We start from the raw sequence: 18,617 nt of genomic DNA, 5'->3' as shown, positions 1-18,617 counted from the left end.
CCGGATCCAAGGGAAAGCTCCTTCTTCATCCCGTACTGCTTATCTATACTCTCACTTCCCTTCCGTCCAATCAGCTCACCGTCCTCGGTCGCTCCAACCGGTTAAGTCCCGGCCAACGGAAGGCTGCCCACTCCGGCTGATGTCGCGTCAGCCGCGTGACGATAACGGTCATATCGTCCTTCACGCCCCCCGGATATTGTCGCAGCGCCATATCGAGGAGCTCGTCCGCGATATCTTGCGGCTCATCGGCAGCAAGCTCCTGAAGAACCCTCTTCATCCACTGCTCCTTGTTAATCGCATGGCCCGGGGAATCCAGAATGCCGTCCGTCATCATGATTAGCGTATCCCCAGGCTGTAACTGCACCCTGAGAAGATCGATCTCGATATCCTGCAGGATGCCGATCGGCAAGTTATTAGCGGCGATCGGAATAATCTCCCTCCCTCTTTTAATAAAGCTTGGCGTCGATCCAATCTTAAGCATCGTCGCATGAGCGGTATACAGATCAATGAGCGCCAGATCCACCGTTGCGAACATTTCCTCCGGAGAACGCAGCAGCAACACGGAATTCACCGACTTTACCGCGAGCCGTTCGTCGATTCCCGATTGGAGCAGTTGCTCCAGCATCGACAACGCCGCGCTGCTCTCCATTCGCGCTCTCACCCCGTTGCCCATTCCGTCGCTTAGCGCCACCGCAAACTTTCCATTTCCCAGCTCCACCATACTGAAGCTGTCTCCCGAAAGCATATCGCCATCCTTGGCCGCTCCCGCCACCCCCGTCTCCACCTCGTAAATTTTGGCCGATGCGAACGTTACCGTGCTTAAGTGCGCCGAAGGCACGCCGCTTCGCTCCTGACTGACCGAAACCGTTTCCCCGAGAATCTCGGACAGCAAGGGGGCGATCATCTTGCGGCATTCGTCATACCCGGTGCGAAAAGCATGCACCATCTCGATATCGATATGTCCCTCCTCCAAACTCAGAATATCTATACTTTGAATCGCCAGCCCCAGACGTTCGAGAGCATCACGGATTTGCTTCTCCTGAACTTCCATCTGTTTGGCTTCGCGACGGATTTCCTTCACCAGATCGTCCATAACCTGCGAGACCCCCGACAACTGATCGGCCACGAGAAAACGGCTATCCTGCAATTGCTGCCGCCAATGCAAATCATTGCGATACACTTCGTACTGGCGTTTAAGCACGTCCAGCACGAGCGGCGTCTTCACGCAAACCCGGCTCCAAGATTTAGGCATCTGAGCGGGCATCAAGTCCGGCTCCTCTTCTACTGCCGTCATCATGTCCGTCATCAGCTTGTAGGTCTGAATGAATTGCCCGTCCCAGCATAAGTTGCGGCGATGACAATTCGTGCAAGCCCGCTCATGAACCTCGTTCACGAAGTGGTCGAAGTCCCGGCTTTGCCTAGCGGTTTCCCCTTGCTGGGTCATCTGACGGAAACTCCCCGAGAGCTGCCGGAAAACTTCCGAAAACTTTTCCACCCTTTCCGCCGTTAAATCTCTCACCTTCTGCGCATAATCATGCTGGTTCTGCGCATAGTTTGTAGTACCGGGGATAAATCTCGATAGAGCGTTCAGAACCGAGCGGGGAGTGAACAACATCATAACCATAGCTGCCACGGTCGCCCACGTGGACATCATCGTGTCTGACGCGGTTCCCCCATATAACGTTAATACCGACGTGCCGAGCAACAACCCGAACATAGACGCCGCTTTCCCTCCTTCGCGCACCAGACCCGCCATAAGTCCGCCGAAGGCCAACAATCCGATCTCCGATGCCGCTCCGAGATTGGACAAGCTTAGAATCATACCCGCCACGACGCCGGCCGACGTCCCCAATGCCGGACCCCCGACGAAAGCCGTCATGACGACGAAATAACGGGACAAGACGCTGGCAACCGCAACTCCGTATACCGTCCAGCCGGTCATGCCGGTAAGCAGGCAAGCTAGCAAGATCGCGACGCCCACCCATTCCTCATGGCGCAAATCGGTCGTTTTTCTCGTTCTTGCGAGTACGGGGAGAGCGTGAACGAATAATAGCGTTAGCACGAAAGCTAGGCCCGCTTCCACTACGGTAAGGGCATAGGGCAACCAAGCGGTTTTGTCCGACAGTAAAGTCGCAAACAGACGAACGATCAACGTACCCGCGAAGACGACGACCGGCGCATGGGACAAATCCGCCCTTTCATAGAGCACCAATCCCCGATAGAGCAAATAAATCACGCCGATCTCCGCGCAAATGATCGCAGGCATCGGTTCTATTGCCCAGAAGCTGCCCGCGACAAGCGATAGCATTGCCCAGAACGCCAAGTCCTTGCGCAAGTAGAGCACTACTCCGAAAAAAGCCGCCGCGAACGGCGCAATCCCTTCCAGCATAGTCGCCCTGCCGAGCAAAAAACCTATCCCGATGATCAATAACACCCATTGCTGCGCACGAACGGCTTCTCCCCATCGCAACAATAGCGAAGGCGGACTGGAGCTTTCTTTCGATTGAGCGGATTGTTTCCGCTTCTGAAACCAACTCTTGTTTCCCGTTTCGGGAGCAAGGGAGGGTCCGGTCCCCGCACGCGGTACGAAAGGAACGACGGACGGCTTGTCCATGATGCACACCCCATTCACCAGATTGAATTGTGTTCTTAATTATAGGGGGGGCATTTCATGAAGTTTGTCAGAAACGGTTGGCGCGAAAAAAGTTTTTTCCGACAGGATCGGGCGGATGTTATCGACGCCTCGCGCGGAAGCGGCAAACCCATGGCGCCCATAGGTTATTCACTTCCCTCTGCATATACGAACGCTTGCGAATCCGCTATTCCGACAACAAAAAAACGCGCTCATCCGACGGGGGATGGCGCTCCATGCGGCTCTTCCTCAGACGCCAACCGCGCCGGAATGCCGGATAGGGGCGAATGAATGCGCGGGGTTAAAATTTTCTCATCGACGAAAAAACAACAAAGCCGGACCCTAGGGTCCGGCTCGGAATAACATTAATCAAATTATATCTTACGAACGACGTCCACCGCGTCCGCCACGTTTGGATTCGGTACTTTTCTTAAGATTAGAAATGCGCTCTTCGCTATCCTTAAGGAAGCGAGACAATTTGTCATCAAAAGAGGGGGATCTTCCGAAACCACCACCTGGTTTGGAGGGACGACCACCGCGATCCCGTGGTCCACGTTGTTGCGGTTGTTGCTGTTGTTGCTCCGGCGGTTTGTCCACGGCTTGACGAATGGATAGACCGATCTTTCCGTCTTTGTCCACGTTAATGACCTTGACCGTAACCATGTCATTAATCTTCAGATGCTCATGAACGTCCTTGACATAGCTGTCGGCAATCTCGGAAATATGAACGAGTCCGGTAACTCCACCCGTTAAATCCACGAAAGCTCCGAAATGCGTAATGCCGGTAACTTTGCCCTCCAATTTGGTTCCCACTTCGATGGCCATAAAAACCGATGTTCCTCCCTGAACCTAAATGTGCCCGAACCGCATAAGTCCGGCTATGCCAATTATAACCGACAATTCAAAGCAAGGTCAACAGATGCTAGACTACCTTAAAGCCTATGTATCGCCTATTTCGTCTCGATCGGAATCTCTCCCGGGAACCCTAACCCATGCTCCTTGCGGGCAATTTGGCTAATATATTCATCATCGTTCAATCGTGCGATATGCATTTTCAGCTCTTCGTTCTTCGCTTGGGCATCGGTCAGCTTCTGATCAGCTTCCTGCAATTGATCTTTGCGATCGCTGATTTGTCCGTATTGTACGATGAGAACGTACGCGGCCCAGCTCATAAACAATACCAAGACGAACAACAGTAATTTTAATCTCCTGCGTGCGCCCGTCATGACGGGTGTCGCGGTCATCGTGCGTGAAGACAATTCGATGCCTCCTTTCCCAAGCGGCTAAACTTTCCAGAAAAAAAACGTTGAACGCGATCATTATAGCACAATATGAGACTAGAAATATCCTTCTTCCGATGCAATTCCTTCAAAAAAGTTGTCGAACCCCGGCTATTACTTCTTCCTCCAAGCGTCCCGGATTCGTTTCGCGCGCTCGCTCAAACTCCGATAGGCCTTTACGACCGGTTCGAATTTCCTCCGAACAGGCAGTAGCTTATGCCATACCCAACCCCCGATTCGTGCTACGGGCTTCAGCAACAGCTTTCCAATCCATAGCAACGTCGCTACGGTTACGATAAATACGATATCCAATATCTTCGCTAGCAGACGAACAATCCATAGAAAAGGAGTTAGCAAGATAGTATCCACGAGTTTCCACGCAAAAAGAAATATCGATTTAATCATATCGAATAACTTGCCCGACAGCTTGACCACCCAGTTGCTGAACAGACCGAAGTAACCCGTCACGCCGATCCCGAGTCCCAGGAAAACGTACATCCGCACTTCGCCCTCGTTATGGCTAAGAAGAATACTGAATACCCCTAGAGTGGCCGCCGCCCAATAAACCACATCCAACCCGGGAAGCAGCCAACGGGCCACATGAAAGCGATGAGAAGCGACGCGATAGACGTCAAAGACGAGTCCCATAACTAGCCCGCACATCATCATGAAGGCGATCGTCATCCCTTGTGCGGCTGCGCTCACTTGAATAACTTCCCGAACAAGCCCTTCGAAGAAGACTTATTCCCCGAGCTGCCGTCCAAATAGATAAGAGAATGTATCGTTCCTTCGATGGAGACGAGCCCTTGATCCAGGCTCAAATTTTTCATGTGCAGGTTTTGCCCCCGAACGGTCAGAAATCCGCATTCGGTCTCCAGCAGAAACTCCTCGTTATCGAAGCTCTCCACATTGCTGACGCCGGAAATATCGAGCGATTTCCGGTTAAGCATGCGAACCTCTTGATGCTTGGCACCCTTCACGTGTTCCATGGCACGTCCCTCCTTGCCTTTAAGACTAGCCTATGGCTTTGAGGGACGAATTAGAACAGAGCGAATGACTCGCATGGACAACTATTCTAGTAGCTTGCTATGGATGAGTTGCGAGTTCATCTTAACGGCGATTATCGAATTAAGACGCATACCGGTTTGCTAATGCGCAATTCCGTTCCGGTAAACACCGGTAAACCCGATTGCTGCTCTATGCGGAACAAGACGATGTTATCGGAATTTTGATTAGCGGCGATCAGCCACTGCCCGTCCGGGGACAAAGCGAAATTCCTTGGGAACTTGCCTCTCGTCGAAACGTGCCCCGACGGGTGGAGCTCGCCCGTTTGTTCGTCTATGCGGAACACGCCGATGCTATCGTGCCCGCGGTTGGAAGCGTACACGAAACGGCCATCCGGCGACGCCAGGATTTCCGCGCACCAGCTCTCTCCTTCGAAAGACGTCGGAAGCGTGGAAAGGGACTCCTGGCGCACTAGCTTGCCTGGCTCATCATGCGACAAACGCGTAATGGTGCTATCGAGCTCGTTGACGACGTATACGGCTTTGCCCGACGGATGGAACGCGAGATGGCGAGGACCCGCGCCCGGCTCAAGTGAAACGGCATCATGCGCCGACCACTCGTTGGCTTCCGGTCCGCGGCCGTAGACCATCACCTTGTCCATCCCCAGGTCGGCAACGAACAAATATTGGCCGTCCGGGCTGAAGAAAACGGAGTGCGGATGCGGCGCCTCTTGTCGATCGGCGTTCGGACCCGTGCCGGTGTGCCGGAATCGGATGACCGGAGCCAATGGTCTCGCATCCGGTCCGATCGGGTACATCATGACTGATGCGCCGCTATAATTCGAGACGGCGAGCCAATCCTCGGACGGCGTTAAATGGAGATGACAAGGATGATTGCCATGGGTTGGATGGTACTGGCCGGGACCTAACTTGCGAGACTCCGCGTCAACCGGGAACGAGGCGAGTTGCCCGCCTTCTGCCTTATCGCCGTCTTCGTCAACGTATTCGTCCGTCTCGCTGACCGCATACAATCGCGTACCTGCCTTGTTCATGCGCAGGAAGGACGGATTTTCGATCCCGCCGTATTCGGCGGTTTTAACGAACTCGGCCGTATCCGGCAGCAATTCAACGCGGGTAATGCCTACTTCGTTCTTGGCGCCGTAAGCGCCGATCCATATTTCGTGAGCTTTGGCCATGACGATCGCTCCTCGGTTATGTAAAATGAATAACCCCCGAGTGGCCTCGAGGGATCCTTTTTTCAATAATACAATAATTAAGAGTTTTGTGCAGGTGTTGCTCGGCCCGGTTAAGAACAATGAATGCTCGGCTGAACCATCAAGCCGTAAGGCTTTAACCGGTAACCCGGCTCATTGCGGGCATCCGTGCGTTCGAAGAACGACCAATCCATCCAAGGATTATGTTGGCCGGATTGATGAAAAGGACCTAACAGATTGCTAAGGCTTCCCGCAACCTCGATGTCGATTCGGCATTCGCGATCGGCACCGATCATCGATGGGGCGATGTCGATGCCGTCGGCATCCTCCCAGGCAACGACGCCGGAGGAATGCCCGTTCACACGAACTTCGGAGCATACGCCCTTCCATTCTCCAAGGTAGAGCTTGTAGCGACGCTCGCTTGCAATCGTAATCTTCAGCGCCGCGTCCGGATCGATTGCGTAATGGTAGACGATGTTGCCCGGATAATGCGGATATCCCTGCAGCGTCCAATCGCCTATAGCTAATTCGTCCGGCTCCCGTACGATCCGCCTCTTCGCGTCGATCGCGAAATCGCCGACAACGTAGATATTTTCCATCTCGTCCGCATTCCGGTAGGGACAAGACAAAATGAACTCATGACATCCCTTGCCCATCTGCGGCAGTCGCGTCTTTAACCAATCCCGATCGATGAAATAACCTTCGGCGCGAACGGGTACCTCTTCGCCGTCCAACGAAATTCGAAAACGCTCCGCATGCTCCACGGCAACATAGAGCCCCGAAGGTATCTCCTCGCCGATTTCGAAAGAGAACCGCCACTCCACTGAAGCTCCATCCCGTTCATGGGGCTGTAAAGCCCAACGGAACCGTTGCTGCTGGCCGTTATAATGGATATCGCGCATGCCGAGACGATCGCGCACTTGCTGCTGCGCTTGCCATACTTGCATCGGCTCCGACCACGACTCTCCGTCCATCCGGTAGCTGCACCGGTCCAGCGGCAGGGCGTTCGGCATCGTCCGGGAGAAAGGACAGTTCACGGGAAGAGTCGCCGTCGCCATCGTCATCTCATGCGCCATCCGGTACGTGAAACGGCACTCGGCGGGGGTGCCCTGGGCAGGCAGTCGTTCTTGCTCCCGAACCTTGCGCACCCAATACAGTTTCGACCCCGCTGCGCCCCAACGGTCGACGAAACGCATTCCGCCGCTATCCGAAGAAGACGTTGCTGAAGCCGCCTTCCGGATTACCTCTCCCGTCAACGGATTCCATTCTTCCAGATCTCCCCTGACAGGGAGCCGCACTTCCGCTTCCGCTCCGGTTGTCCTGTCGTTGTTAACTACGAACAACGAGTAACCTTCCTCATGTTCACGGAACATGTACAAAAGCTGGGGAAGCTCAAGTCCATATTCGCTGCTCAACGATATTCGGCGAAGCCCATGCGGAGGACGCTGAAGAATCGAGACCGCTTCACCAGCATCCTCCGTATGGTGGAAACCGGCATGCCGCTCTAACGCCAGCCAGTCGTCCGACGGCTCGCCGTCGATCAGGCCAGGCAATCCCCCAATCGCGATAATTAACCCGCCGACGTCCGCGAACTTCCTGAGCAGTTCGAAAGTCGAGCGAAGAACCGTGTGCAACGCTGGAATCAAAACTGCACGGTAAGGGGCATTCTTGACGAACAGCTTCCCATCCCGCACGTCCCCGTCATCAGCCATGATCGTTTCGTCACCGAAATCGAAGTCGATATGCTGACCAAGCAGCGTCTTCATTGTCCGGACGAGCTCCGCCTCGTATTCGTTAACGGCAAGCAAGCTCGGATCCTCCCATTGAAGATAAGAATGCGGATCGCTGCCCACCATCGTCCAAGCGGTCGACGCGGGATGTATCACCAACAAATCGCGAATCGGAACGCCGTCGCTTAATACGGCCGCCAGTCTCGCAAAATAATTTTCCATTACACTATTGTATTTCCACCAGGGGGAAACATCGCCGAATACCGGCGGAAAATCCCGCTTGCGGCAACCATTCAGACTATACAACGACAGATGCTGGCATCTGATCGTCACGCCCATCGCGAACTGCCAATCTCCGATCCACTTCTGGCCTTCGAAGGTGAAGTCCCATCCGCAGCAACCGTAAGTCTCGCTCAGTACATGTTTGCGACCGTATTGATGGGCAACGCTCGTGCATTGCTTAACAGTCAGCCATTCCTCGGTTTTCTCGTCCAGGATGTCGATGCCGGGAACGTGCTGATGGCGGTAATGCGGCATAACCGCGCCGGTGACGCGAGTAGAAATCCCAAGATTATGCTCGATTAAATAATGTCCGGTAAAAGCAAGTCCGTTCGCTTCGCACCATTCGCCGATCTGCCTGGAGTACGCATCCTCGAAGCATTCGGAGATCGTTCTCCAGTAGTCGTGCCTCGTCTTGGCAGACTTTGCTCCCTCCAAGAACAGGTAAGGCAATCTTGCGATCAGATCGTAGCCCCGCTTCTCTAGAAAACGATCACCGAAATCTTCCGTCCAAGGAAGCCAGGGTCTCCCCTCCGCGTAACGGCAATGAAAGTCGGCGATGCTCGGTTCGTCCGTGAAGATTCCGGGAATCGCGCCGCCAAAATCTTCGCCGACAAGCCGCTTGTACGGCTCATGCGTGACGGAGATAAAGGCGGTTACGGCATCCGGATTCAAGTTGTCGACCGGCGCCTCGCCGTTGAACCACTCGCTGCCGGCGGACACTTCGCGGCGCAGCAGCAGCCATACCGGCGCACCCTTCTCCCCTTCTCCATCGCGACCTTCATGATTCGCCTCCGGCCCTTCTTGCTCGGACGCCTCGTCCAGTACGCGTTCCAGGGAAATGATCGTTGTTCCTTCGCGCAGACGCGCCCGGAACACCGCCAACATCCCCTCTTCCTCCGCCCGGGGAGGGGCGGCTCTCATTTCCAGCGTCACCGCCTTGGCTCGATAAGCGTCGCCCATCGATGCCACCCGTCCTCCCGCTCCCCCCGAAGGAAAACGGTCCTCGTCGTATAACCAAGCACGAAGCCCAAGCTTGCGGGCGGCTGCTACGACTTCCGCGACGCAGGACATCCATTCCTCGCCCATATATTCCGTCTCTAACCCTTCGCGCGAGTGCATGAAGAAGCCGCCCATGCCCTGCTCCTTCATCTGTTCCGCCTGCCGGATCAATTCCGCGGCGTCCAACCGTCCGTTCCAAGCCCAGAAGGGACTAGAACGGTATTCCGCGCCCGGATCGCGGAAATGATCGCGAAGAGAGAGCTCGGCCTGTCCGATTTCGCTCGGGCTTATATCCGCATTCATTCCGCCGCCTGCCCATCGTTGGCTTCGCGGCCGAATCGCAGCACAAGCACCGAGTTCCGCGGAAGGAACAATTCGACCCGCCCGTCCTTAAGGCGTGCCGGTTCAACTTGACCGAAGTCGCGCGACCGATCCAACAGTTCCCACTCCGCATAGGTGGGATACGTCGCCGACATCGAGCTTCCTTCCAGTTCGATCGTGTACTCCCGGCTCTCGCCGCTGAAGTTACTGACCCATAGCGCCGATTGTCCGTTCTCAGACGTCATGGCCAACGCGTAAAGGCCTTCCGCCCGCACCGATACTTCCGCTCTGCTAGAATACACCGACAGCGATTCGAATTTCTCGAACACGCGATAAGATTTCTGCGGAATGCAATAGGCGTCGAACAATCCGCTGTACAGCTCGTGCGGTTGCCCGTCATAGTAGTTCGCCTCGTCGACCGGTGCATCTTGCAGCATGGCGAATACGGCGGCGATGAAGGATGCTCCCTCTTCGTTCTTCTGTCGTTCGAACAGATTGCGACGGAACGTCTCGCCGCCCGGCTTCCATAGCTGACGCCAGATTTCGTCATTCGCTCCCTCGTCGGCCCGCATGTAATTCCATTCGTTAAGATGGCTTTCCGTCTGGATATAACCCGCATCATCCAGCAGTTTGCGGGCTTTCAGCGCATTGGCTTCAATCTGTCGGGGATCGTCCGCGTACGTATGCCACGTGAAAAAGTCGAGAGGCAATTCGTGCTGGCGACAATAGGCTACGAACCCTTCCGTGAAGGGCATATTGACCATCGTCGCGGCTTGGCCTCCGACTTTCAGCGCAGGATCATGCGCTTTGATGGCCGTGACTGCGATCCGGTACAGGTCGTAATATTGCTCCGGCGTGCCGGACCACATGCATTGCCGGTCTGGGTTGTCCGGCTCGTTCCAGATTTCCCAGTAACGGATATCGTAATGGAATCCGTTCGCCCAGCCTTCATTGTAATGGCGGATGATGTTCACGCAGATGCGCGCCCACTTGTCCATATCGGCTGGCGGATGCACGTAGTATTTGACTTTCGTATGTTCGATGCTCTCTCCGAGTCGGTAAACGATTTTCGCGCCCGTCGCCAATACGGAAGCGATATATTCGTCCGTGCGGGAGAAATCGTAGCTTGCCGGATCATCCTCATCCCGGTTCATATCCCGGAAAATCGTATGAATATCCACTTCTCCCGGATTTGGCCAATTGGTATCGTGCAGCCGGACAAGAGGGATGCCCGCCTTTTCATAATAGACGGATACGTCCATTAAAGAGCCGTAGCATACGGGGCCGTTGTTCACGCCGTGCACCCGTTTAAGCGGAGATGTCTTGCGATCGTAATGCAATATAAGGTCAGCCATTATTTTTCCTCCTAATGGAACATCCAGCCGCCATCTACATTCAGCGTCTGTCCGGTAATAAAGTCGCTGTCCTCCGAAGCCAGGAAGACGAAAGCGCCCTCGAGGTCGTAGGCGTTTTCCCGGCGGGAGAAGCATTGAGCCGCCGCCAGCATCGTCGCGGACGCGGCAAGTTCCGCCTCGCTGAACCGTGCCAGCTCCGTCTCGGTCAGCACGGCACCCGGCATGAGGCAATTCACGGTAATCCCGTGCGCGCCCACCTCCCGCGCAAGCGCCCTGGTAAAGCCGATGACGGCTCCTTTGGACGAGACGTAGTGCAGCAGATTACGCTGACCGGTCAGGAAGGTTACGGACGAGACGTTGACGATTTTGCCGCGGCCCCGCTCTTTCATGTAAGGAAAAACGGCTTGGGAGCATAGGAACTGGGAGCGAACGTTGACGCCCATGATATGATCCCAATCCTCCTCGGTAATTTCGAGCCAGTTTTTGCGCGGATCGATACCCGCGTTGTTGACGAGAATATCGACCGGGCCGAACCGGCTCGCAACCGCTTGGACCATCGCTTCGACATCTGCACGACGAGAGACGTCCGCCCGAACGAACATCGCCTCGCCGCCCGCCTGCACGATTTCGGCAACGACCTGCTCCGCCAACTCGGGATTGGCGACGTCTACGATAGCGACCTTCGCCCCTTCCCGCGCGAAGCGTTTGGCGATCGAGGCTCCGATCGAACGGGCGGCCCCGGTCACGATGGCCGTCTGACCCGACAGTCTCATAGGCCGCTCCTCGAAGCCGAACCGCCCTCGAGCGCCGGGAGAGCCAATGCCGTATATTGGCGCAGCGCGCCCTTATGTTTAAACTCGGGCGGCGACCACTGCCGGAGCCGTTCGGCGAGTACGGTCTCGATTTCCGCCGCGGCCAGCTCCGCGCCTTCGATGCCGACGATGTCGATGCTTCGTCCCGGAATGTCGATCCGAATGAGATCGCCGTCCCGTACCGCCGCGATCGGACCTCCGTCCAGCGCTTCGGGACCGAGGTAACCGACGCACGGTCCGCGCGTCGCCCCGGAGAAACGTCCGTCCGTCACGAGCGACGTCGTACGGGACAGCTCCGGATCGGAGGCGATGAGCTCCGACATGAAGAACATCTCGGGCATGCCGACCGCTTTCGGTCCTTGATACCGGATGACGACGACGTCTCCGGGCACGATGCGCTTCGCGAGCAGTGCATCGACTGCGTCGCGCTCGCGATCAAATACCTTGGCCGGCCCTTGGTGCACCTGCATGTCGGCAACGACGGCGAACTTCTTGATCGTCGCGCCCGCGGGAGCGAGATTGCCCTTCAATACGGCCAGCGCGCCTTCGGGCTTGAGCGGTTTCTTGACCGTGTAGATAAGATCCCGGCGATTCAGCTTGTAGTTGGCGAGGAACATCTCCGCGAACCGCGGCATCTCGTTTTTATTAAAGTCGTCCAGATTTTCCCCCAGCGTCTTGCCGGTAGCCGTTAAGACGTCCAAATGAAGAAATTCGCGAATCTCGTTCATGACGAACGGCACGCCGCCCGCATACCAGAACAATTCCGTCGGATAATGCCCCGCCGTCTTCGTATCCACGAGCACCGGAACGCGCCGGTGGATCTCGTCGAATTCCTCCGCCCGCAGCTCGATGCCGGCTTCCCGGGCGATCGCGATCAGATGCATGACGGCGTTCAGCGAGCCGCCGATCGCCGAATGCACGCTGATCGCGTTCTCGAACGCCTTCTTCGTCAGAATCATCGAAGGCACGATCCCGGCTCGCGCAAGGCGCATAACCTGTTGGCCTGCATCCCGGGCGGACCGGCGGATTTCCGCGTTCGTCGCCGGAATGAGCGCCGACCAAGGCAGCGCGAGCCCGAGTGCTTCGGCCATCGCCTGCATGGTCGCGGCCGTACCCATATACTGGCAAGCGCCGCAAGTCGGGCAGCATGCGCGTTGGAAGGCCAGAAATTCTTCCTTCGTCATCTGCCCTTTATCAACCTCGACGCTCATATGCCATAACTCTTCGTTGGAACGCAAGCATGGCCCCGCCCCCATCGCTCCTCCCGGCATGTGGATCGCGGGAATATCGAGACGCGCGATGGCCATTAGATGCGCGGGCACCGCCTTGTCTCCGGCGGAGGAAAGCACCATCGCGTCGAACGGGGTCGCGAGCGCATGGATCTCGACCATCGATGCGATCAGATCTCTCGACGGAAGCGAATAATGCATGCCGCCGTGCGCTTGCGCGACTCCGTCGCAGATGTCCGTCGCCGTATAAATAGCGGGCTTGCCGCCGAACTGATAGACGCCTTTCTCGATCTCGGCGACAAGCTCGCCCAGATGATAAGAGCTCGGATGGCTGGCGCCTGCCGTGCTCTCCACGAGCACTTGGATCTTGTCGAGATCCTCGACGCTCCAATCCATCGACATGCGCAACGCATCGCCTTCGAAACTGATTTTGCGAACCTTCTGACTCTCGTAGACGCGATCTTCCATAAATGCCGAACCCTCTTCCCGTTGTTAGATTCGCTCCTATTGCCGCCTCGTTCTACCTGCGAATCCGCCAATCGTCCATCTCGTCGAACGGATAGATCGGCCTCGGCACGCGGTCGAAGGCGAGCGAGAGAAGATTGGCCGTACTGGCTCCCGGAGTGTCTAAAATATAGATTTCGTTCGATAGTTTCTCGTATTCCGAGCGGAACTGATTCGCCGACTTCACCATGACCAGATCCGCCTTCAGCGGTTCCAATCCCACGCTGCGATACAGCGCCGGATCGCCGGTAAACACCGCCCGTTCCATGACGACGATGGAAATGCCCCCGATGGCGATAACCGCGCAAGTCCCCATGTTTCCTTCGAGGTTCTCGATAAAACCGTTCCCGAACCGGAACTTGCCGCTACCTATCTTCGTCACCGTGCCTTCAACTTCGAGGGGAATGCCCGCATCCGTCGATACCGAGTGCCCTAGCGACACCCGAATTGAACTTCCCTCTCCTGCGGCAACCGCCTGAAGCGCGGCCGCGGCGTCGACGACCGTCAGCATCGCCGTAAGGCGCTTATGGGCGTTCAACTCAAGCAATTGACGAAGCACGTGGACGCTGTCACCGGGAGAACCGGCTCCGGGACTGTCCGCCGAATCCGATACGATCATCGGACCCGCTTCTTCCTTGCCGTCGGCCAACAACGATACGATCTCCGGCACCGAATATAGCCGTACATCGAATGCCCGACGCCTGTCCCACATGAGCGACGCTAGCCGGTCGGCTTCCGCTTCCGCGCGCGTCCGGTCCTCGCCGACGACGACGATCGAGCAACCCATCTCCTTCACGTCGAGCCAAGGTTGAACCGCGAACAACGACGTCTCGATGGCGCTCCCGTCGCTCTCTCCGATCTCCACCTCCGCCCACAGCTCCCGCATCGGACCTCGATAAGTCTGTTGACTTTCCGCGGGAACGATCATCGGCACTTTGCGATAAGCAATGATCGGTTTCAGGCGTCCTCGAATTCGGTCGAACAGAAGCTTCGCCGCTTTGTAGCCCGTTTCCTGATAATCCACATGAGGAAAAGTATGATAGCCGACCAGCGCGTCGACGATATCCACCATCCGGCGCGTAACGTTCGCGTGCGAATCGAGCGTAATGACGATAGGTACTTCCGGACCGACCAGCTCTCTTACATCCGCCAGAATCTCTCCGGCAACGTCGTCTTCGTCCTCCGCCGACCATGCTCCGTGCAAGGCTAGCAGTACGCCGTCCGCAGGCAGCGATCGGCGAATTCTGCCGAACATCATTTCTTTCAGCTCGTTCAGAGTCTTCCTGCCGATTCTTCCCGAAGATACCGCTCCCGTGTACAGCGTCGGAAGAAGCTCTACGCCTTCCTCTTCCGCCGCTTGATAGAATCCGTTCAATTCGTTGCGCGCGGAGCGATCCTCCGCCATCTTCTCGTCCGCCGCGAAATAATAGCGGAGAAAATCGTCCACGGTAGGCACTGCCTTGCTGAACGTGTTGCTTTCCTGAATAAAACCGCCCACGATAACTCTCATCTCGTATGAGCTCCTATCTATTCGAATTCCGGCCCGTCCGGTAGGAGAAACCGTCACAGCGCATAACGCCTTCCTCCAATATCACAACCAGCGCATGACGCTCGTCCGTTAATCCATTCCGCTCAAGCACGACGCGCGAAGCCGTATCCGCACCGTCCTCCGGCCGTAAAACCAATTCCTCCAGCTTCCGTCCGTCCAAATACGCGGTTGCCCTGCCGTATGCCTTCACCGGCATCCGAAGTCGGAATGCGTCGCCGCGGAAGTTCCACTTGAGCCTATGCTCGCTTTCTTCCGCGAAGCCCCGGCGATCAACCGAAAGATAGCCGATTCCGTGCTTATAATCGGCGGACTCCTCCGCCTCCCAGCGATCCGGGCTTTGCGCCGATCCGGCCAGTCCTTCCGAAGGCAGCAGGTTTACCCAATGCTCCCGCCCCTCCCCCTGTATATCCAGACGCGAACATTCGGCGATGACGCCCCCGCTCGCGATGATACCGATACGTCCGGATACGGCGGCCAGCCCGATTTCCATCTCGATGCCGTTAACCGTCGCTTTGCATCCTTCTTGCCTTTGCTCGACGGTAATGCGATAGTTGGCCGGCTTTCCGAAAGGATGACGATCGCCGTAATCATGCCGATCGGATTTGGCCCAAACGGAAAGCGCCTCGCCGTCTTCGCCCCCGGTCGCTAGAATACGCTTCGTTCCGTCCCTCGCGATATGAATCAAGGCAACCGCGCCGCCTTGAACGGTAAGACCGATACCGTCCGCGAACATGCGCGGATCGGGCTCGCCGTCCGCCCATCGCGGCATGACCGTCGAACCGACCGGTCCATTCCAGCTCCAGACGACGGTAAATAACCCGGTACTGACGATCTCGGCGCTCATCGTGAATTCCTCGTAGGCTTGACGGACGAAACTAACGGCAGGCGCATTGTTGGCGGAGAGCACGAAGCGGTCCGCGTACGGCTCCGTCCAAGGACGCGAAGCGGCGTTGATCGTCCCTTCGCCGCGCTCGTTCAACGCGGGATACATCGCATAAAGCATTCCGTCAGCGGTTACTTGTCCGGAGTATGTCTGTCCCCATATCCCATATCGCTCATGGTCGCGGGTGAAAGAGTGCCAGCAGGAGCCCTCTTGATACAGCTCCCAGGCTTCTTCCAGATGCGCTTTTTCCAATTCGGCACGAAATAACGCCTGATAAGAACGATTGCTGCCGACGGAAGTGGCGGGCGCATATACGTAACCGCCGTACACGTAGGCGGGATAGAATTCAAGCGGAGCAGGATGATACTTCAAGCTTTGCGGATACAGAAGGAACGCCGGATCGCCATACGGCCCGTCGGGCCGATCGGCGACGAGCGCCGCCAGCGACCAGGAGCCTCCCGTATTGCGCGACATGCTCATCATGGCGACGATCAGCCAATCTTCGGAACGCCGAATCAGCGTGCTGGCGTAAGTTCGCTTATACATCCCCTTAAGCAGCGGCTGATCCGTTTCGTTGCGGAGCGGATGCGGATGCTTAATGAAGGGGCCTTCCGGTCGGGAAGCCGAAGCATACGCGATGCCCCCTTGCTCCTCCTTCAGCGAGCCCCAGCCGTAAATCATATGATAGATTCCATCCTCGTACACGACGGAAGCATCGAGAGTCGCGAGCGCCGCATCTTTCGGCGTATACCGATCGGCCAACCCCCGGCCGTCGAATACGGGTCCGGCGTTGTGCCAGCTTGCCCCTCCGTCCGTCGAGCGCAGAAGCGTAATGACTCCAAGATGGACATATCCTTTCGAATACAGGCTTACGTAAAAATACCAATTCCCGGATACGGGATCGATGAAGAAATATCCGTTAACCGGCCAATCCCATACGCCGATTCCGGCGTGGACGGGGTTGCCGGCAAATTCGGAGAACGCGTCGAACGAAGGATCCCCGATCAGAGGATGGCAGTGCCAATGCTTAACATGCCGGCTATCCGCGTAGTTCATGGTCCGCCTCCATCGCGCTCAGGATTTAACCGAACCGGCGGTAATGCCGGCCACCATGTATTTTTGACCCGCAATGAAGAAAATCAGGCATGGGATGATTGCGATCATAATATCAGCGAATAAGAGGTCCCATCTCTGACTGAACTTTCCGTAGAATTTAAAAACCGTCATAGGAAGCGGCCATTTGTCTCCCCCGGCGAAGTAAAGGTAGGTCGTCACATCGTTCCAAACGCCGATGAAGTTAAAGACGATAACGGTAACCGTGACCGGAGCAAGCAAAGGAAAAACGATTCGGAAAAACATCTGAATCGGACGGCTGCCGTCTATGATGGCCGCTTCGTCGATCTCCCGCGGGATCGTCCTGATAAACCCGGTATATAGGAATATGCTTAAAGGCAGCGTATACGCGATAAATATAGAGATAATACCCAAATACGTGTTATTCAGGTGCAGAACGAGCATCGTGAAGTAGGTCGGGATGATTGCCGTCGGAACGATAATCCCCGTCAGAAAATAGAGCGAAGTAAACTTGGAGAATCTCGAGCCTTTTCTAGCAATGTAATACGCCGCCATGGCAGCCAGAAATCCGGAAATAACGACGACCGTGACGCCGATAAACACGCCGTTGATCAAGCCTTGAAGCGCGTTAGACTTCTCGAATACTTGAACATAATTATTGAAATGGAGACTTTCGGGCCAGCTGTAACCGAGTCGATTGGCACCGAGCGTGTCTTTAAGCGAGTTGACCACGACAATCCAGATAGGCATGAGGTAACATAAGGCGACGACTACCATGACCGCTTCCAGAAGAACGGTTGCCGAACGGAACTTTAAGGTGCGCTTCATCAATAATCGACCTCCAGTCTGCGGAACAAGCCGAGAGTAATAAAGCTGACCAGACTGATGACGACCGTGAACAGCAAACCCGCCGCCGCGGAATAACCGAACAAGCCCGAAGAAAATGATTTGAAAATGAACGTGCCGTAAACTTGCGTCGCGTCAGCCGGCCCTCCGTTCGTCAAACCGTAAACTTGTCCGAACACCTTCGCGCCTCCGATGAGACAGAGAATCGTATTGATGCACAGCGAATAGATCGTAAGCGGAAACGTAATGTTCCTGAACTTGCTGATTCCGCCCGCGCCGTCCACCGTAGCGGCTTCGTAGTATTCCTTCGGAACGGACTGCAGACCCGTCAGGAAAATGACGACGATAGCGCCGATCGACATCCATATATCCATTACGCAGATAGCCGTCATGGCATACTTGGTGTCGGTCAACCAGTTCTGAGCCAAGAACCCGAGACCGACGTAGCGAAGCAGCGTATTGATCGGTCCGAAAGTCGGTTGGTAGAGCGCGCTGAAAACATAAGCGATGACGAGCGGATTAAACACGAACGGCGAAAAAATAATCGTTCTGTAAGTATTTTTGAATTTAACGCCGTTGTTCAAGATGAGCGCCAAGCCGAAACCGACGACGATTTTCACGACGGTCGTGGCGGCTGTGAAGATCAGCGTGTTTCGTACGGAAATCGCGAATACCGGCGATTCGAACAAGTCTTGAAAGTTCCGCCAGCCGTTGAATTTGGGATGCAACGGAAAGTAGGAAGACCAGTTCGTGAACGCCATCACGAGTCCCGACAAATTAGGCAAAATGAAGAATAGACTGAATAGGCAAAAAGCCGGAAGGACGAACAGCACCGTATATTGCCTGGATATTCCTTTAGATCGCATGCCGTACCCCCTTTCCAATGAAACCGCCGCGCCGGTT

The 18,617-nt window shown here is 55.8% G+C and carries 15 protein-coding genes; 1 reads left to right on the top strand and 14 read right to left on the bottom strand.

The window, feature by feature from the left end; genetic code table 11:
- Positions 1 to 70: 70 nt before the first annotated feature.
- Positions 71 to 2,614, bottom strand: coding sequence for a stage II sporulation protein E (spoIIE, locus tag HH215_RS23605; RefSeq protein ID WP_169282124.1), 2,544 nt, complete (start codon positions 2,612 to 2,614; stop codon positions 71 to 73).
- Positions 2,615 to 2,671: 57 nt separating this feature from the next.
- Here spoIIE and HH215_RS23600 point away from each other — a divergent pair, with 57 nt between their 5' ends.
- Positions 2,672 to 2,923, top strand: coding sequence for a hypothetical protein (locus tag HH215_RS23600; protein ID WP_169282123.1), 252 nt, complete (start codon positions 2,672 to 2,674; stop codon positions 2,921 to 2,923).
- Positions 2,924 to 3,013: 90 nt separating this feature from the next.
- Here the strand turns inward: HH215_RS23600 and HH215_RS23595 are convergent, their stop codons facing one another.
- From HH215_RS23595 to HH215_RS23535, 13 genes are all read right to left on the bottom strand, one after another.
- Positions 3,014 to 3,457 (bottom strand): S1 domain-containing RNA-binding protein, encoded by a 444-nt coding sequence (locus HH215_RS23595; RefSeq protein WP_169282122.1) that lies wholly within the window; start codon positions 3,455 to 3,457, stop codon positions 3,014 to 3,016.
- A gap of 125 nt (positions 3,458 to 3,582) precedes the next feature.
- Entirely contained in the window at positions 3,583 to 3,891 is a 309-nt protein-coding gene (locus tag HH215_RS23590) for an FtsB family cell division protein (RefSeq protein WP_169282121.1), read from the bottom strand.
- A gap of 135 nt (positions 3,892 to 4,026) precedes the next feature.
- Complete coding sequence (gene yabQ / locus HH215_RS23585; RefSeq protein ID WP_169282120.1) at positions 4,027 to 4,617, bottom strand: spore cortex biosynthesis protein YabQ; 591 nt, start codon at positions 4,615 to 4,617, stop codon at positions 4,027 to 4,029.
- Positions 4,614 to 4,901 carry a sporulation protein YabP gene (gene yabP / locus HH215_RS23580; protein ID WP_169282119.1) on the bottom strand — a complete coding sequence of 96 codons (288 nt, stop codon included), beginning with the start codon at positions 4,899 to 4,901 and terminating at the stop codon, positions 4,614 to 4,616. The genes yabQ and yabP overlap by 4 nt, the downstream gene beginning before the upstream one ends.
- A 131-nt stretch (positions 4,902 to 5,032) precedes the next feature.
- Complete coding sequence (locus HH215_RS23575; protein WP_169282118.1) at positions 5,033 to 6,112, bottom strand: lactonase family protein; 1,080 nt, start codon at positions 6,110 to 6,112, stop codon at positions 5,033 to 5,035.
- Between the two features lie 110 nt (positions 6,113 to 6,222).
- Positions 6,223 to 9,444, bottom strand: a complete 3,222-nt coding sequence (locus HH215_RS23570; protein WP_169282117.1) for a glycosyl hydrolase — start codon at positions 9,442 to 9,444, stop codon at positions 6,223 to 6,225.
- Positions 9,441 to 10,817, bottom strand: coding sequence for a GH39 family glycosyl hydrolase (locus HH215_RS23565; RefSeq protein WP_169282116.1), 1,377 nt, complete (start codon positions 10,815 to 10,817; stop codon positions 9,441 to 9,443). Before HH215_RS23565 ends, HH215_RS23570 begins: the two co-directional genes overlap by 4 nt.
- Positions 10,818 to 10,828: 11 nt before the next feature.
- Positions 10,829 to 11,590: an SDR family NAD(P)-dependent oxidoreductase gene (locus tag HH215_RS23560; RefSeq protein ID WP_169282115.1), complete on the bottom strand. Its 762-nt coding sequence runs from the start codon at positions 11,588 to 11,590 to the stop codon at positions 10,829 to 10,831.
- A complete protein-coding gene (gene ilvD, locus HH215_RS23555; protein ID WP_169282114.1) occupies positions 11,587 to 13,326 on the bottom strand; it encodes a dihydroxy-acid dehydratase in 1,740 nt (579 codons plus the stop codon). Before ilvD ends, HH215_RS23560 begins: the two co-directional genes overlap by 4 nt.
- Positions 13,327 to 13,378: 52 nt before the next feature.
- Positions 13,379 to 14,872, bottom strand: a complete 1,494-nt coding sequence (locus HH215_RS23550) for a M81 family metallopeptidase (protein WP_169282113.1) — start codon at positions 14,870 to 14,872, stop codon at positions 13,379 to 13,381.
- A 13-nt stretch (positions 14,873 to 14,885) separates the two neighbouring features.
- Positions 14,886 to 16,850, bottom strand: coding sequence for a glycoside hydrolase family protein (locus tag HH215_RS23545; RefSeq protein WP_169282112.1), 1,965 nt, complete (start codon positions 16,848 to 16,850; stop codon positions 14,886 to 14,888).
- 18 nt (positions 16,851 to 16,868) lie between these two features.
- The gene (locus HH215_RS23540; RefSeq protein WP_169282111.1) at positions 16,869 to 17,696 is read right to left on the bottom strand and encodes a carbohydrate ABC transporter permease; all 828 of its coding nucleotides are present in this window, start codon (positions 17,694 to 17,696) and stop codon (positions 16,869 to 16,871) included.
- Positions 17,696 to 18,580, bottom strand: coding sequence for a carbohydrate ABC transporter permease (locus tag HH215_RS23535; protein ID WP_169282110.1), 885 nt, complete (start codon positions 18,578 to 18,580; stop codon positions 17,696 to 17,698). Before HH215_RS23535 ends, HH215_RS23540 begins: the two co-directional genes overlap by 1 nt.
- Between the last annotated feature and the right edge of the window lie 37 nt (positions 18,581 to 18,617).

This window comes from Cohnella herbarum (assembly GCF_012849095.1).
Classification (GTDB): Bacteria; Bacillota; Bacilli; order Paenibacillales; family Paenibacillaceae; genus Cohnella; species Cohnella herbarum.
Note: the sequence above shows the minus strand (reverse complement) of the source record. Positions and strands in the feature narration are given on the sequence as shown.

What these genes read in the sequence shown, in the direction of transcription:
- spoIIE (WP_169282124.1), bottom strand. Translation starts at nt 2,614, where the DNA reads ATGGACAAGCCGTCCGTCGTTCCTTTCGTACCGCGTGCGGGGACCGGA.
- HH215_RS23600 (WP_169282123.1), top strand. Translation starts at nt 2,672, where the DNA reads ATGAAGTTTGTCAGAAACGGTTGGCGCGAAAAAAGTTTTTTCCGACAG.
- HH215_RS23595 (WP_169282122.1), bottom strand. Translation starts at nt 3,457, where the DNA reads ATGGCCATCGAAGTGGGAACCAAATTGGAGGGCAAAGTTACCGGCATT.
- yabP (WP_169282119.1), bottom strand. Translation starts at nt 4,901, where the DNA reads ATGGAACACGTGAAGGGTGCCAAGCATCAAGAGGTTCGCATGCTTAAC.
- HH215_RS23575 (WP_169282118.1), bottom strand. Translation starts at nt 6,112, where the DNA reads ATGGCCAAAGCTCACGAAATATGGATCGGCGCTTACGGCGCCAAGAAC.
- HH215_RS23570 (WP_169282117.1), bottom strand. Translation starts at nt 9,444, where the DNA reads ATGAATGCGGATATAAGCCCGAGCGAAATCGGACAGGCCGAGCTCTCT.
- HH215_RS23565 (WP_169282116.1), bottom strand. Translation starts at nt 10,817, where the DNA reads ATGGCTGACCTTATATTGCATTACGATCGCAAGACATCTCCGCTTAAA.
- HH215_RS23560 (WP_169282115.1), bottom strand. Translation starts at nt 11,590, where the DNA reads ATGAGACTGTCGGGTCAGACGGCCATCGTGACCGGGGCCGCCCGTTCG.
- ilvD (WP_169282114.1), bottom strand. Translation starts at nt 13,326, where the DNA reads ATGGAAGATCGCGTCTACGAGAGTCAGAAGGTTCGCAAAATCAGTTTC.
- HH215_RS23550 (WP_169282113.1), bottom strand. Translation starts at nt 14,872, where the DNA reads ATGAGAGTTATCGTGGGCGGTTTTATTCAGGAAAGCAACACGTTCAGC.
- HH215_RS23545 (WP_169282112.1), bottom strand. Translation starts at nt 16,850, where the DNA reads ATGAACTACGCGGATAGCCGGCATGTTAAGCATTGGCACTGCCATCCT.
- HH215_RS23540 (WP_169282111.1), bottom strand. Translation starts at nt 17,696, where the DNA reads ATGAAGCGCACCTTAAAGTTCCGTTCGGCAACCGTTCTTCTGGAAGCG.
- HH215_RS23535 (WP_169282110.1), bottom strand. Translation starts at nt 18,580, where the DNA reads ATGCGATCTAAAGGAATATCCAGGCAATATACGGTGCTGTTCGTCCTT.